The sequence below is a fragment of the Vreelandella gomseomensis genome, assembly GCF_031451645.1.
Lineage (GTDB): Bacteria > Pseudomonadota > Gammaproteobacteria > Pseudomonadales > Halomonadaceae > Vreelandella > Vreelandella gomseomensis.
Window position 1 is genome coordinate 1 of sequence record NZ_JARWAI010000003.1, and the last position, 14,177, is coordinate 14,177.

The window sequence follows — 14,177 nt, forward strand, 5'->3', positions numbered from 1 at the left end:
AAAGGAACGTCGTTTTCTGGTCATCAGACACCTCGTTTATGGTGGCGATCTTACCACCTACGTTGGTGTCCGGAATTATTGAACCACTACAACCCTACTGGCAGACAGAAGGATATGGGGTACCCTTTGGCATAGAACAGTACGAGGAAATGGCGTGCATGTTGGCCAAGCTGAAGGGCAAAGCCATCATCAGCCTCAACGACCACCCAGACATCCGCAGGATCTTCGCGGACTACCACATCGAAACCACCGACATACGCTACACCGTCGGCGGCGGCAAAGGCTCAGAAGCCAAAGAGGTACTGATCTTCAGCTGGGATGTGGACGCAGAGCCAGCGGGGTTGTTTTAACCTTGAAAAAGAAAACGATGACCTACGAAGAAAAGAACTTTATATGTGCCCGTAAGCTTATTGAGTATCTCTCGCCTTTAGATACGGGGCTGTGGGCGAAACGAATCTTTCGCGGTCATGGTTGTAGCTCCTTTGGCCTCATCCCAAGCGTTGTTAGATACAGTCCTTGCTTCAATGAATCAACTGACACGCAGTTAGGGGCTTCAATAAACGGGCATGTGCATTTTGAATTATCGTTATTAGACTCATTTCTTGATGGCTGCGATGCTTCAGGAATACAGATCCCTGGTGACAGCCCGCACTTAAGGAACCAGCTCCAAAACTACTTTTTGGATAATTCTCTTTTTGGGGACTTCGCTGACTGGCCTTCAAGCAGCGCCTTCCCAGTGCTCGCTACAGCACAACATCATGGCATCCCTACTTGCCTGCTAGACTGGAGCAAGCGTTCTTATGTGGCTGCCTACTTTGCAGCCTCGCAAGCACTTCGAGAGTCACAATGCCCATCCCCCCAATCAGACACGCTTTGCATCTGGTCATTGAATATTACTAATCATCGTCACTGGTCTCAGGTCAAATACGTCGAAACGCAAGGTTTTGTAAGCATAAATAGAGCATCTCAGGATGGAGTTTTCACTGCCACGGCTTTGGGAGCGCAGTGGGGCAAAGCTTCGGATGCGGCTCTAGAAAATTTTGAAGAACTGTATAGGCCTTCACAAAGCGGGAGGCCAGGGCTGAGCAAATACAGCCTTCCACGATCTGAAGCTAGCCATCTTTTGGAGATTTGCGCAGCTTTTGGAGTTAAAGGATCGACACTGTTTCCTGGCTACGAAGGGGTTGCGAGAGAGGTTGAAGACATGCGGTTAGTCAAATGTTCTTAAATTAGATGAATTAAGGTTGAGAGCAGTGCCAAAGGTACCGCTAAACAAAGCACGCTTCTGGCTATTTCGGTATGCCAAATACTCTGTGAGGGAGTGCCAAATATGCCGCGCGCTTACAGTCGTTTGTGGGTACCAATGTGGGTACAGATGCCAGAACCACAAAAGAAAAGGGCCTACGCATTAACGTAAGCCCTTGATATTCTTGGCGCGCCCGGCAGGATTCGAACCTGCGACCCTCGGCTTCGGAGGCCGATACTCTATCCAACTGAGCTACGGGCGCATTGGTGGCGTATCCTACCGGTGCACGGGCGCTGTGTCCAGCCGTCCAGGGGTTTTACGCCGTGCTCCGATTGACCCTTTTACACGCCTTGATGCATGCTCTGTGGGCACTTTTGCACGACAGACACTGGGAACACAATAAAATGAAAACATTTGTACGTAGCACGCTGGCACTGGGCATCTCACTGGCGCTGGTGGGTGCCGCTAATGCCTCCGTTGACGATATGGATCCCGTTACCCTGCGCTTGGCGCATGTGGTGAACGAGCAGGATGGTTTCCACATCGCCGCCACCAAGTTTGAAGAGCTTGTTGAAGAGCGCACCGACGGCAAGGTGGATATCGAGATCTACCCCAACGCCTCGCTGGGCGATGAGCGTACGCTGCTGGAAGGCATGCAGATCGGTACCGTCGATATGGGCGTGATCACCAACGGGCCGGTGGCCAACTTTGTCGAGGAAATGGCGGTGTTTGAGCTGCCGTTCCTGTTTCCCTCGCCGGAAGCCGCCTACGAAGTGCTCGATGGCCCCATCGGGCAGGAATTGCTGGACAAGCTCTCCGAGGTCAACCTGAAAGGCCTGGCCTACGCCGAGCGTGGTTTCCGCAACCTGACCAACAGCGAACGTGCGGTCAATGCGCCGGAAGATATCGATGGCCTGCGCATTCGCGTGATGGAAAACCCGGTGTACACCGATACCTTCCGTGCCCTGGGGGCCAACGCCATTCCCATGGCCTGGACTGAAGCACTGACGGCCATGCAGCAGGGCACCATCGACGGTCAGGAAAACCCGGTCAACGTGATCCACTCGTTTAACCTGGACGAAACCCAGACCTACATGACGCTCTCGCGCCACACCTACGCGCCGGCGATTTTTGTCATGGGGTCTTCCGTGTGGAACCAGCTCCCCGAAGACGCGCAGGTAATTCTGGAGGAAGCTGCTCAGGAAGCGGCCGAGCATGAACGCCATGTCAACGCCGAGATGGAAGCCGAACAGCTGGCCGAGCTGCGCGAGGCGGGCATGGAAATCAATGATTCGCCGGATATTGAGGCCTTCCAGAACGCCGTGCAGCCGGTTTATGACGAATACGCCGAGCAGTTTGGTGACTATCTACCGCGCATTCGGGAGGCATTGAAATAAGTGACCCAACGCGCCCGCGCGCTGATCGCGGGGCTGCGCCGTGTTGAGCACGGGCTGGATGCTATCATCCAGCCCGTGGTGTTTATGGCCATGGCGGCCCTGATTGGCGTTATCACACTACAAATCATTTCCCGCGTACTGTTCACCGCCGTGGAGTGGACCGAAGAAGTCGCCCGCTTTCTGCTGGTGTGGCTGACGTTTCTTGCTGGCACCCTGGCCTTCCAGCGCGGCCGACATATCGCGGTCACCTTTGCCGTCGATGCCCTGCCCGCTCGGCTGCGGCAGTTGGCGCGGCTGCTGGCCTCATTGGTGGTGGTGGCCTTCTTGATTGCCCTGGCGGTGATTAGCCTGGAATACATGCAGGTACAGAGCTTCCAGAAGTCGGCGGCGCTGCGCGTGTCGATGTCTTATGTCTACGCCGTGGTACCGTTCTGCGCCGCCGTGATGGCCTGGTACGCCCTGGTCGATGCCGTTGAACTGGTCGTCACCGGTGATACCCACGAGCCCCGGGAGACACCGTCATGACGATGCTCCTGTTCGGGCTGTTTTTTGCCTTGATGCTGCTCAACGTGCCCATCGCCTTTGCAATTGGCGCCAGCACGCTGTTTGCGCTTTATCAGGCGGGCGTGCCGCTGATGGTGGTGCCCCAGCAGATGTTCCAGGGCATTAACTCCTTCGCCCTGGTGGCGATCCCGATGTTTATTCTGGCCGGGGATTTAATGGCCCAGGGCAAGGTCAGCGAAAAGCTGGTGAGCTTTGCCGATTCATTGGTGGGCTTCATGCGCGGCGGGCTGTCGCTCGTCTCGATCATGGCGGGGATGTTCTTTGCCGCGATTTCCGGCTCGGGCGCTGCCACCACGGCCGCCGTGGGTTCGAGCCTGGTGCCGGAACTCAAGCGCAAGGGTTACGACCCCGCCTCCGCCGCCAGCTTGATCGCCGCCAGCGGTACCATCGGCGTGGTGATTCCGCCATCGGTGCCGATGATCATCTACGCGGTCATCGCCCAGCAGTCGGTTTCCAAGCTGTTCTTGAACGGCTTTCTGCCGGGCCTGGCGATGGGTCTGGGGTTGATGGCGATTGCCATTACCCAGGCCTACCGGCGGCAGTACCCCAAGGGCACGCCGCTGTCGTGGCCGGTGATTCTGCGCACCTTCAAGGACGCCAGCTGGGGGCTGATGACGCCGGTGATTATCCTTGGCGGCATCTTCTCGGGTATCTTCACGCCGTCTGAAGCGGCGGTGGTGGCGGTCAACTACGCCATTATGGTGTCGTTGTTTGTGTATCGCGATTTGACGATCCGCAATGTGTACCAACTGCTGATTCGCTCGGCGATGACCACCTCGGTGATCATGCTGGTGATTGCCATGTCGGCGGTGCTCAGTTGGACGCTCTCCAGTTGGCAGGTACCTGGGGCTATTGCCCAGTCGGTGCTGTCGCTGTCCACCGACCCTTACGTGATCATGCTACTGATCGTCGCGGTGATTCTGCTCACCGGGGTGTTTATCGAAACCGCCAGCGCGTTGATCATTCTGACCCCGGTGCTGCTGCCGCTCGCGCTGCAGTTGGGCATCGACCCAATCCACTTTGGCCTGATTATCGTAGTGGGGCTGTCCATCGGCATGATCACCCCGCCGGTGGCCATCAACCTCTACGTGGCTTCCTCGGTGACGCAACTGCCGCTGGAGCGCATCACCCAGGCTATCGTGCCCTATTTGCTGGGGTTGATCGGCGTGCTGCTATTGGTCGTTTACGTGCCGATGTGGCTTGGCTGGTCGGGGGGTTAAACACGCGTGAAGCAAAAATAGCAAGGCTGGTAAAAAAGGGGCTTGCCAATTGGCAAGCCCCTTTAATCTACATCAACAGCAGCGACAGATGTTTAGAACTCTTCCCAATCGTCACCGCCTGAGGTGGACGTCGGCTTGGATGAGGGCGCCGGACGTTTCAGTGACGCATTGGCGGGTGCTGACGCTTTGTCAGGCAACGCCTGGTGACGTTGTGCAGGCTCACCACCCTCTCCCAGCACAAAGGAATTGATCAGTTCGCTCAGGTGCTCCGCATGGCGGCGCATATCGGCGGCGGCGGTAGTCGACTCCTGCACCATCGCCGCGTTTTGCTGCGTCATGGTGTCCATCTCGGCCACGGCAGTATTGATCTGGCCAATCCCGCTGCTCTGCTCTTTGGCGCCGGCTGTGATCTCGCCGATCACGTCGGTGACTTTGGCGACGCTTTCGACGATTTCGCGCATGGTGGCACCGGCATCGCGCACCAGTTCCGACCCCGAATGGGTGTGCTGTACCGAAGCGTCGATCAGCGCACGGATCTCCTTGGACGCATCGCTGGAGCGGCTGGCCAGGATACGCACTTCCTGAGCCACCACGGCGAAGCCGCGACCATGTTCGCCCGCGCGGGCCGCCTCAACCGAGGCGTTGAGCGCCAGGATGTTGGTCTGGAAAGCAATGGAATCGATCATGGTGATGATATCGCTGATTCGGCTGGCCGACTCGTTGATATCCTGCATGGTGCGCTCGACCTGCGCCATGGATTCTTCACCCTGGTGGGCGACCTCAGCGGTGGACTGCACCAGCTTGTTGGCCTGCTGGGCGTTATCGGCGCTGTGATTGACCGTTGAGGTGATCTCCTCCATGGAGGCCGAGGTTTCCTGGAGGTTGGCGGCGGCCTGTTCGGTTCGCGTAGACAACTCTTCGCTGCTGCGGGAGATTTCGCCAGCAGAGTCGTAGACGCTGGTGGTACTGTGGCGAACGTCTCTCAGGGTATCCTGCATTCGTTCGACAAAGGCGTTGAACTGCACCGCCAGGTCGCCAATTTCATCGCGGCTTTCCACCGAAAGACGCCGGGTCAAATCACCTCGGCCCTGGGCGATATCGTTCATGGCGGCGGCCGTTCGCTTGATGGGCCCAACGGTACGACGCACGAACACATACGCCACCAGGGCGACCACGCTAAACAACACCAGCCCCAGCAGGGCCGTGAAGATGATGCCTTGGCGCACATCGGCCGCCGTGGTGGCTTCCAGTTCGGCCATGGCCTCGTCAACATCGGTCACGTACACACCCGCACCGATCAACCAGTCCCATTTTTCCAGGCGGTCAACATAAGAGTGCTTGGGTTGAAAGTCGTCGGTACCTGGATATTCCCACACGTAGCTGTAGAACCCACCGCCACTTTTCGCGACATCGATGATCTCGCGAATCAGATAGGTGCCGTCGGGGGTCTGCGCGTCGATCATGTTGGTGCCTTCGCGCTCCGGCGCGGGCGCCGTCACGATATTGTTACCCTCATAGTCGTAGATAAAGATGTAGTTGTTATCTTCAAAGCGCATGGAGCGCACAAGCTCGGCAACCTGCTGCTTGGCCTCTTCGTCGTTGACACCGGCGTCGTCGTAAATCGGCTCGATGGCGGTCTTGGCCATCTGCACAACGTCGCGCACCGCCCGACGGCGCTCTTCGACTAATTGTTCGCGCTGTTCTGCCAGCACGTCTTGAGCGTCCTGGGTTGAGCTGTAGGATTGAAATCCCACCAGCACGACCGTGACCAGTAACAAGGGAATCAGGACGAGCATCAAGATCTTGGTCTGCAAGCTAAAGCCCCCGCGAGCGGGAGAGTCAGTCGTTATCATTGTGAACACATTCCAACGTTTTTGGTAAATTAGGATTAATATTGTCACTCATCTATCGACAAACGTTATTTCAACTTTAATTATTTTAAGGATTTTTTGATTATTCAGAGCGATTTCAGGACGTTCATAACATAAGTTAAGGCGACGAGAGGCTCGTGAGTCCACTGTAGAGACGTGGTGGCCAGGGACGGCCCGTTTTAAGGCTAGACGCCACCCGACTTGTTCAGTCGCCTCGACCCTTCAACCGCCTGGTCGGGGCGACTTTTTTATTATGCCCGCCCCAGGTTAGCCCGCGATGGCCGTGCGCCGCTCATCCAGCATCCCTTTATCGAGAATGAAGCGGATGATTTCTTCGAGCCCAACCCCATCGTACAGATTGGTGAACACAAAGGGCCGCTCGCCGCGCATCTTTTTCGAGTCGCGCTCCATCACCTCCAGCGAGGCATGCACCTGCTCGGCGATGTCGATCTTGTTGATAATCAGCAGGTCGGATTTGGTGATGCCCGGGCCACCTTTACGCGGAATCTTGTCCCCAGCGGACACGTCGATCACGTAGAGCGTGAGATCCGAAAGCTCGGGGCTGAAGGTCGCCGACAGGTTATCGCCGCCGGATTCCACCATCACCAGCTCCAGTTTGGGGTGGCGCTCCTGCAGCTCGTCGATGGCCGCCAGGTTCATCGAGGCATCTTCTCGAATGGCGGTGTGCGGGCAGCCGCCGGTTTCCACACCTAAAATGCGGTCGGCCGGCAGCGCATCATGCTTGAGCAGAAAGTCGGCGTCTTCACGGGTATAGATGTCGTTGGTCACCACGGCGATATCGTAGTGGTCGCGCAGCGCCAGGCAGAGCTGCTTGAGCAGCGCGGTTTTGCCCGAGCCAACCGGGCCACCCACGCCAACGCGTAAACAGTGCGTCATGATGAATATCTCCTAACTTCTAAACAGTCGTGAATATTGGGTTTCATGCAAGGCGCTGGCCAGCGCCAAACCAGGTAGCACGGGGCCGAGCTCTTCGTCATCAAGCGAAAGCGCCTGATCAACGGCACCGACCAGTGCCGGGCGCAACTGCTCAATCACCCGCTGGGCAGCCGTATGCCCCAAGGGCAGGGCTTTGCAGGCAACAGCCAACTGGTTTTCCAGCCACGCCCAGGCAAAGCCGAGCAGCGTTTGTCGAACGGATACGCCACGGGTATAAGCAGTGTACGCAAACAGGGTTACATAACCTGATTGGATCGGTAACAAGGGCGGTAGTGAGCCTTCACTTGGCATCAAGTTCAGGCTACCCAGCAAACGCTTGAGTGAGGCACCCAGACGGCTGTCTTCAGCAGCCAGCTCGGCAGTTTCGCGCGTTGCCGCCAGCCACGTATCCCATTGGGCAATCGTATTGCTATCGCCTTGGCCAATGGCCTGATGCAGCCGCGCCAGCACGGGTAACTCGCAACGGGTTAAGCCGTCTTCCAATACGCCGCTTAGCCACTCGGCCAGGCTTGCTTCGTCACTTACCCAGCCAAGTTCAAAGGCACTTTCCAGGCCTTGCGAGAAGGCAAAGGCGCCGATGGGCAGCGACGGGCTGACCAGCTGCATCAGCCCCAGAAGTGCCAGCTCATCGCTTTGCGGGGTGACATCAGTGGGCATGGTGATGCTCATGGTCGCGCGAATGGTCATGAGGGTGGTCGTGGTCATGAGAATGGCTGTGCCCGTGGGAATGACCATGTGAGTGACCACCGCCGCCAATCTGATTATAAGCGCCCGGCTCAGGGTCGAAGGTGGCGTTGTGGTGCTCTAATTCTGCACCTAACAACGCGGCGAGCTCTTCCAGTACATGATCCGGCGGGAAGCGCACCCAGCCGCCTTTTTCATCTTCTCCCAGCGCCAGCTGTACGTGGCGATTGCCCAGGTGGTAAGCAAGGCGCGCCAGTGGTAAGCCAGCACTTACTCGCGCGGTCACCACCGGTTCTACGGCAGCGCAGACGCGTACGACTTCGCCGCTCTCAGATTTTAAGCCTTCGCCGCTACGCAATACCGGGCCGCGATCTAGAAACAGCCCCAGTTCGCGGCCACTATCGCTTTGGGCTTTCAAGCGCCCACGAATGCGTAGTTCAAAAGGCAGCGTGAGTGTATCACTCGCCGCGCTCTCGTCTATCGGCCCTAAACGTTCTATCAGTTTTAGCATGACTAGCGTCCTTCGCTGTCTATGCAGATGTGCCGGGGGTAGGTCTACGAGAGGGCGCTGTGAATACCTCCCTGTACGCTACTTTTGCCATCCATGGCAAAAGACCCTCTCTACGACCTACCCCCGTCACCTCTACCTAAATGGAATAGCCTCAATCAAAACAAGTGATACCGCTGGGCCAGCGGTAGCTCGGTGGCAGGCTCGCAGGTCAAAATTTCGCCATCGCAGCGCACTTCGTAGGTTTGCGGGTCGACGGTCAGATCCGGGCAGGCATCGTTGAGCTTCATGTCCTGCTTGCGCACCTGGCGTACGTTTTTGCACGCCGCTAGCTCGCTATTCAGCCCCAGCGTCTCTTTAATCCCCGCATCCAATGCTGCCTGGCTGACAAAGCTGAGCCGGGTCTGGCTGGCCGCGCGGCCCAGTGCACCAAACATGTAACGGTAATGCACCGGCTGTGGCGTGGGAATCGACGCATTGGGGTCGCCCATGGGGGCGGCCGCAATCATGCCGCCCTTAATGATCATCGCCGGTTTGGTACCGAAAAACGCCGGTTTCCAAAGCACCAGATCCGCCATTTTTCCGACTTCGATGGAGCCGACTTCGTGGGCGATACCGTGGGTGATCGCCGGGTTAATGGTGTATTTGGCGATATAGCGCTTGGCGCGGAAATTATCGGCGCCCAGGCCCTCGTCTTCCGGCAGCAGGCCGCGCTGCACCTTCATCTTGTGCGCGGTTTGCCAAGTGCGGCAGACCACTTCACCGACCCGCCCCATGGCCTGGGAGTCCGAGGCGATCATCGAGATCACGCCCAGATCGTGGAGGATATCCTCGGCGGCGATGGTTTCACGGCGAATACGCGAGTCGGCGAAGGCCACGTCTTCGGGAATATTGGGGTCCAGATGGTGGCACACCATCAGCATATCGAGGTGTTCGTCGATGGTGTTGACCGTGTAGGGCCGCGTCGGGTTGGTGGAGGACGGCAGCACGTAGGCTTTCGAGCAGGCGGTAAGGATGTCCGGCGCGTGGCCGCCGCCTGCCCCCTCGGTGTGATAGGTGTGAATGCAGCGTTCTTTAAAGGCCCCCAGGGTGTCTTCCACAAAGCCCGACTCGTTCAGGGTATCGGTGTGAATGGCCACCTGAACATCGTAAACATCCGCCACGTTAAGGCAGTTGTTGATCGAGGCGGGTGTCGTGCCCCAGTCCTCGTGCAGTTTGAGGCCCATGGCACCTGCATTCAGCTGGGCTTCCAGCGACTCGGGCAGGCTGGCGTTACCCTTGCCCAGCAAGCCAATGTTCATGGGCATATCGTCCACCGCCTGGAGCATTTTGCCGATATGCCAGGCGCCAGGGGTACAGGTGGTGGCGTTGGTGCCGGTGGCCGGCCCCGTTCCGCCGCCGAGCATGGTGGTAATACCGCTCATCAGCGCTTCTTCCACCAGCTGCGGGCAAATGAAATGAATATGGGCATCCAGCGCCCCAGCGGTCAGAATCTTGCCTTCCCCGGAGATGATTTCGGTGCCGGGGCCAATCACGATCTCGACATCCGGCTGGGTATCCGGGTTACCGGCTTTGCCAATCGCGGCAATGCGGCCGTTTTGAATGCCCACGTCGGCCTTGACGATGCCCCACCAGTCCAAGATCAGCGCATTGGTGATGACCGTATCCATCACGGTGTCGTCGGCGCGCTGGCTTTGGCCCATGCCGTCGCGGATGACCTTGCCGCCGCCAAATTTCACTTCATCACCATAGTGGGTGGCGTCTTTTTCGACTTCGATCCACAGCTCGGTATCGCCCAGGCGCACGCGGTCGCCAACCGTGGGGCCGTACATATCGGCGTAGGCTTGCCGTGAGATTTTCATTTTGCCTCTCCTTCCAGCGCGCCCATGACATCGCCACGGAAACCGTAAATTTCGCGCTTGCCCACAAAGGGAATCAGCGTGACTTCGCGGGTCTGGCCGGGCTCAAAACGAATCGCCGTGCCAGCTGCGACGTCCAGCCGATAGCCCCGCGCCTTGTCACGATCAAACACCAAGGCCGGGTTGGCCTCGGCAAAATGGTAGTGGGAGCCGATCTGAATGGGTCGGTCGCCGGAATTGGCGACGTCGATGCTGATCCGCTCACGCCCCGCGCAAAGCTCGATATCACCTTCTTGTAACTGATACTGTCCTGGAATCATTGGGCCGGGAATCATGGCAGCCTCCTGCGTGCTGATAACTAGTTGATCGGGGTGTGGACGGTCACGAGTTTGGTGCCGTCGGGGAAAGTGGCTTCCACCTGCACCTCGTCGACCATCTCGGCCACCCCCTCCATCACGTCATCGCGGCTGAGAATCTCGCGACCAAAGCTCATCAAATCGGCCACGCTACGGCCATCGCGAGCGCCCTCCATGATCTCGAAGCTGATCAGCGCCACGGCTTCGGGGTAGTTGAGCTTCAGGCCGCGTGCTTTACGCCGCTCGGCCAGCTGCGCCGCAGAAAACAGCAGCAGCTTGTCTTTGTCTCTTGGGGTGAGTTCCATGGTGCCTCCTTGAAAATCAGGTCAGCCAGATTCGCGGTGTGTGGGCCTCGCACCCGATCCAACGGGGGCGCAGTACCTCCCAGGCCTGTTCGCATAGCGCCCAGGCTTCATTGCGGGCGTTGCCCAGGTAGCGCAGCAGCAATACGCCATGGCGAGCGGTGACCGCCCAGCGCGGGTGGTCGGGCAGCGCCTCGCGCAACGCCTCTATCGCCTCGCCGGTATCGGCGAGCCCCACCGCCCACAGCGTCGCCTGAACGGTGGCACCGCCCTGGCCCCACCGCCCGGTAAAACGTGGATGAGCAGGATCGAGCGGCTGACGCTCGAGCCATAACGGCCTGCCGTCCAGCGTCAAACGAAACTGCTGCTCGATGCGCCCGGTAAGATACGGCAGGTCGCTCGCGGGGCGCCCCAGCGCCATGACCTCCCAGCCCAGGCAGCGGGCACTGCCGTGAAGGTCAATCTGGGTATGCTGCTCACCTCTGGAACCATCAAAGGCGATGGTTTCCTGGGGTAGCCACTCAAGGATGGCGCCGTCCTCCACATCGAGTTGCGTGCGCTGGGTCCAGGCGACGCCCTGGCTGTCGGCTTTATACAGCTTGTTGGCCGCGGGCGTGGTGAGCAGCGCGTGGGCACCGCTCTCCACATGGGCGCTGATGACCAGCGCATCGCCGCTAACCAGCCCACCGGGCGGGTGCAACACATACACATGGCATGCCTGACCGCGACCTTCTGGATAGAAAGGCCGCTGCACGCGCAGCGGCCCCTGATGGCGGGCGTGAACCAAGCGCGTTGCGCCGCTGCGTGGCGCAAACCGCAACGCAAGCGACGCCGCCCAGTGGCGGCCCTGATCAAAACGGTGGCCAGAGGCAACCGGGGGGTTGGCGATATCGCATAGAATCATGGGGTGCTATCGCGTCCTTACAGTCAGCCTTTTACTAACCACTGCAATTTATGCGCCAAAATGGTGAAAAGCGGTGGCACCCCGACCTGGCGGAGATCTCAGTGGAAAGCCGAGGTGGTCATCAAAGGTTTATTGCACCAATAAGGAACATCCAAAGCTTTTAAAGCACCACAATGGCACGCCATGCGGATTTCCCTTCTGCCGTGCTGAACCGTCGCAACGACCGAGGCGCCGTCATGCCCGCCCAACTCAAAGCACTGGGCCGGCGAGGATAAATGACATCGCCAGATGCTGCTTGATCAGTGCCTTGGACAGCCCTCGCACCTTGTCAGCTTAGGCGATGTATCGCAGCTCACCACTATTGACGGCCACCTAGACCTCCTCAGTCCCTTTATGCGCCTTTTATCCGCTTGACATTGAGGTCATTGCGACACAGGATTAGCCAAGGCTATACTTGTTTCTTGACTGAAAAACCATCGAAAGATACACGGCTTTATCTACCATCCACCTCATGCCGAGCCTGGAGTCTAGTCATGGTCACAAAACATGCTGTGGTGCTATTGGCAACGCTGCCTTTAAGTTCGTTGGCAACGGCCGATGAAACACCCTTAAACGTGGTGGCAACGATTGGGATGATTGCCGATGTAGCGCAGGAAGTAGGCGGCGAATGCGTTAACGTGGAAGCCATGATGGGCCCCGGCGTAGACCCCCATCTGTATCAGGCAAGCGCTAGCGACGTGGCCTTGCTGCGAGGCGCCGACCACATTCTCTATTCAGGCTACTCATTGGAAGGACAGCTGGGGAGTGTGCTGGAGAATTTCTCGGCACGAACACCTACGCTTGCCGTGGCGCCCGCTTCCATTGATCCGGCGTCGTTGATCACCGCTCAGGATGTCTACGGGGTCGACCCGCACCTGTGGATGGATGTCTCTTTATGGGCCCAGACACTGCCCACCCTGAGCGATGCATTTAGCGAGGCACGCCCTGATTGCGCCACGACGATTGAAACCAATACCGAGCGTTATCAGGCTCAGTTGCTAGCCCTGCATGAGTGGGTTAAAGAGAGCATTGCCCGCATCCCCGAAGCGCAGCGTATTCTTGTCACCGCCCACGACGCGTTCAGCTACTTTGGCCGTGCCTATGACATTGAGGTGGAAGGGATTCAGGGCATCAGTACCGAAACCGAAACCGGGATCGCCGATATTCGTAGCATGGCAGATAGCGTCGTTGCCCATAACGTGCCTGCGGTATTTATCGAAAGCACGATCAACCCGCGCACCATTCAGGCAGTGATCGATGCGGCAAGGCAGCGCGGCCATGATGTGACCATCGGCGGCCAGCTTTACTCCGACGCCATGGGCGATGAAGGCACGGTAGATGGTACCTATATGGGCATGATCTACCGTAACACCCAGCACATTGTCGAGGCGCTAGGCGGTTCCTTGGCCCCGCTGCCAAAGGCACTGAATGACTGGGCCAGCGAGTGGCAACTCGCTCAATAAGCATTCGATAAGGTAGTGCATCCATGGCGACATCCGACCTTACAGACACCGCACTGAGCATTAAAAACCTGACGGTGAGCTACCATAACCAGCCCGTGCTTTGGGATATCGATCTGGATATCCCCGCCGGTGTCATGGCCGGCATTGTCGGCCCTAACGGGGCGGGCAAGAGCACGTTGATCAAAAGCCTGCTTGGGCTGGTGCCGTCGTTGTCAGGCGAGGTGATGGTGCATGGGCGGCCCTACGCCACGCAGCGTAAACGGGTGGGCTACGTGCCACAGCGCTCAAGCGTTGACTGGGATTTTCCCACCACGGCACTGGATGTGGTCACCATGGGGCTTTACGGGCGTCTAGGTTGGCTCAGAAGACCGGGGCGAAAAGAGCGCCACGAGGCGCAGGAAGCACTTGAGATGGTCGGTATGAGCGCAATGGCTGAGCGCCAGATCAGCCAGCTCTCAGGTGGCCAGCAGCAGCGCGTATTTCTGGCCCGTGCGCTGGTGCAGCAGGCCGATGTGTACTTTCTTGATGAACCCATGGCGGGCGTCGATGCCACCACCGAGCGGGCCATTATCGATATCCTGCGCCGCCTGCGCGACGCGGGTAAGACGCTGATCGTGGTACACCACGATCTGCAAACGGTGCGCACCTACTTTGACTGGCTACTGCTACTCAACGTGCGCGTCATCGCCAGCGGCAAGGCCGAGGAGGTGTTCAAGATCGATCACCTGCGCCAGGCTTACGGCGGCCAAATCGCGCTACTTAATGAGAATGAATCATTAATGTTTGCCACTTCAAAGGTGAAGTAAC

Annotated in this window: 14 protein-coding genes, 1 tRNA gene and 1 pseudogene; 7 read left to right on the forward strand and 9 right to left on the reverse strand. The window is 58.3% G+C overall.

Annotated features, from left to right (window positions below; all coding sequences use genetic code 11):
* Positions 1 to 350: pseudogene (locus tag QC815_RS04080) on the forward strand (hypothetical protein); the annotation flags it as partial.
* A gap of 17 nt (positions 351 to 367) precedes the next feature.
* The gene (locus QC815_RS04085; RefSeq protein WP_309767082.1) at positions 368 to 1,228 is read left to right on the forward strand and encodes an FRG domain-containing protein; all 861 of its coding nucleotides are present in this window, start codon (positions 368 to 370) and stop codon (positions 1,226 to 1,228) included.
* A 203-nt stretch (positions 1,229 to 1,431) separates the two neighbouring features.
* Here the strand turns inward: QC815_RS04085 and QC815_RS04090 are convergent.
* Positions 1,432 to 1,508: transfer RNA gene (locus QC815_RS04090), tRNA-Arg, on the reverse strand.
* A 142-nt stretch (positions 1,509 to 1,650) separates the two neighbouring features.
* Here QC815_RS04090 and QC815_RS04095 point away from each other — a divergent pair.
* The 3 genes from QC815_RS04095 to QC815_RS04105 are packed head-to-tail and all read left to right on the forward strand — an operon-like array spanning position 1,651 to position 4,427.
* A complete protein-coding gene (locus tag QC815_RS04095; protein WP_309767085.1) occupies positions 1,651 to 2,643 on the forward strand; it encodes a TRAP transporter substrate-binding protein in 993 nt (330 codons plus the stop codon).
* Positions 2,644 to 3,168: a TRAP transporter small permease gene (locus QC815_RS04100; RefSeq protein ID WP_230445659.1), complete on the forward strand. Its 525-nt coding sequence runs from the start codon at positions 2,644 to 2,646 to the stop codon at positions 3,166 to 3,168.
* Positions 3,165 to 4,427 (forward strand): TRAP transporter large permease, encoded by a 1,263-nt coding sequence (locus tag QC815_RS04105; protein ID WP_309767087.1) that lies wholly within the window; start codon positions 3,165 to 3,167, stop codon positions 4,425 to 4,427. Before QC815_RS04100 ends, QC815_RS04105 begins: the two co-directional genes overlap by 4 nt.
* A gap of 92 nt (positions 4,428 to 4,519) precedes the next feature.
* On the opposite strand, the gene QC815_RS04110 is transcribed toward QC815_RS04105, so the two are convergent.
* The 8 genes from QC815_RS04110 to QC815_RS04145 form a co-directional block, all read right to left on the reverse strand.
* Positions 4,520 to 6,280: a methyl-accepting chemotaxis protein gene (locus QC815_RS04110; protein ID WP_309767088.1), complete on the reverse strand. Its 1,761-nt coding sequence runs from the start codon at positions 6,278 to 6,280 to the stop codon at positions 4,520 to 4,522.
* Between the two features lie 285 nt (positions 6,281 to 6,565).
* Entirely contained in the window at positions 6,566 to 7,195 is a 630-nt protein-coding gene (gene ureG, locus QC815_RS04115) for an urease accessory protein UreG (RefSeq protein WP_066320893.1), read from the reverse strand.
* 12 nt (positions 7,196 to 7,207) lie between these two features.
* Positions 7,208 to 7,912, reverse strand: a complete 705-nt coding sequence (locus QC815_RS04120; protein WP_230445969.1) for an urease accessory protein UreF — start codon at positions 7,910 to 7,912, stop codon at positions 7,208 to 7,210.
* Positions 7,902 to 8,450 (reverse strand): urease accessory protein UreE, encoded by a 549-nt coding sequence (gene ureE, locus QC815_RS04125; RefSeq protein WP_230445656.1) that lies wholly within the window; start codon positions 8,448 to 8,450, stop codon positions 7,902 to 7,904. The genes QC815_RS04120 and ureE overlap by 11 nt, the downstream gene beginning before the upstream one ends.
* 155 nt (positions 8,451 to 8,605) lie before the next feature.
* Entirely contained in the window at positions 8,606 to 10,309 is a 1,704-nt protein-coding gene (gene ureC / locus QC815_RS04130) for an urease subunit alpha (protein WP_309767094.1), read from the reverse strand.
* Positions 10,306 to 10,626, reverse strand: a complete 321-nt coding sequence (locus QC815_RS04135) for an urease subunit beta (protein WP_309767420.1) — start codon at positions 10,624 to 10,626, stop codon at positions 10,306 to 10,308. The genes ureC and QC815_RS04135 overlap by 4 nt, the downstream gene beginning before the upstream one ends.
* 38 nt (positions 10,627 to 10,664) lie before the next feature.
* Positions 10,665 to 10,967, reverse strand: a complete 303-nt coding sequence (gene ureA, locus QC815_RS04140) for an urease subunit gamma (RefSeq protein WP_027337131.1) — start codon at positions 10,965 to 10,967, stop codon at positions 10,665 to 10,667.
* A 16-nt stretch (positions 10,968 to 10,983) separates the two neighbouring features.
* The gene (locus QC815_RS04145) at positions 10,984 to 11,868 is read right to left on the reverse strand and encodes an urease accessory protein UreD (RefSeq protein WP_309767099.1); all 885 of its coding nucleotides are present in this window, start codon (positions 11,866 to 11,868) and stop codon (positions 10,984 to 10,986) included.
* A 533-nt stretch (positions 11,869 to 12,401) separates the two neighbouring features.
* On the opposite strand from QC815_RS04145, the gene QC815_RS04150 reads away from it, so the two are divergent.
* Positions 12,402 to 13,370 (forward strand): metal ABC transporter solute-binding protein, Zn/Mn family, encoded by a 969-nt coding sequence (locus tag QC815_RS04150; protein WP_309767101.1) that lies wholly within the window; start codon positions 12,402 to 12,404, stop codon positions 13,368 to 13,370.
* A gap of 23 nt (positions 13,371 to 13,393) precedes the next feature.
* The gene (locus QC815_RS04155; protein WP_230445652.1) at positions 13,394 to 14,176 is read left to right on the forward strand and encodes a metal ABC transporter ATP-binding protein; all 783 of its coding nucleotides are present in this window, start codon (positions 13,394 to 13,396) and stop codon (positions 14,174 to 14,176) included.
* Position 14,177: the final 1 nt, after the last annotated feature.

Bases quoted from the DNA above. Each gene is read 5' to 3' on its own strand.
- QC815_RS04120 (WP_230445969.1), bottom strand. From the start codon at position 7,912: ATGCCCACTGATGTCACCCCGCAAAGCGATGAGCTGGCACTTCTGGGG.
- QC815_RS04150 (WP_309767101.1), top strand. From the start codon at position 12,402: ATGGTCACAAAACATGCTGTGGTGCTATTGGCAACGCTGCCTTTAAGT.
- QC815_RS04085 (WP_309767082.1), top strand. From the start codon at position 368: ATGACCTACGAAGAAAAGAACTTTATATGTGCCCGTAAGCTTATTGAG.
- QC815_RS04135 (WP_309767420.1), bottom strand. From the start codon at position 10,626: ATGATTCCAGGACAGTATCAGTTACAAGAAGGTGATATCGAGCTTTGC.
- QC815_RS04145 (WP_309767099.1), bottom strand. From the start codon at position 11,868: ATGATTCTATGCGATATCGCCAACCCCCCGGTTGCCTCTGGCCACCGT.
- ureC (WP_309767094.1), bottom strand. From the start codon at position 10,309: ATGAAAATCTCACGGCAAGCCTACGCCGATATGTACGGCCCCACGGTT.
- QC815_RS04095 (WP_309767085.1), top strand. From the start codon at position 1,651: ATGAAAACATTTGTACGTAGCACGCTGGCACTGGGCATCTCACTGGCG.
- QC815_RS04110 (WP_309767088.1), bottom strand. From the start codon at position 6,280: ATGATAACGACTGACTCTCCCGCTCGCGGGGGCTTTAGCTTGCAGACC.
- QC815_RS04105 (WP_309767087.1), top strand. From the start codon at position 3,165: ATGACGATGCTCCTGTTCGGGCTGTTTTTTGCCTTGATGCTGCTCAAC.
- QC815_RS04155 (WP_230445652.1), top strand. From the start codon at position 13,394: ATGGCGACATCCGACCTTACAGACACCGCACTGAGCATTAAAAACCTG.
- ureA (WP_027337131.1), bottom strand. From the start codon at position 10,967: ATGGAACTCACCCCAAGAGACAAAGACAAGCTGCTGCTGTTTTCTGCG.
- ureG (WP_066320893.1), bottom strand. From the start codon at position 7,195: ATGACGCACTGTTTACGCGTTGGCGTGGGTGGCCCGGTTGGCTCGGGC.
- ureE (WP_230445656.1), bottom strand. From the start codon at position 8,450: ATGCTAAAACTGATAGAACGTTTAGGGCCGATAGACGAGAGCGCGGCG.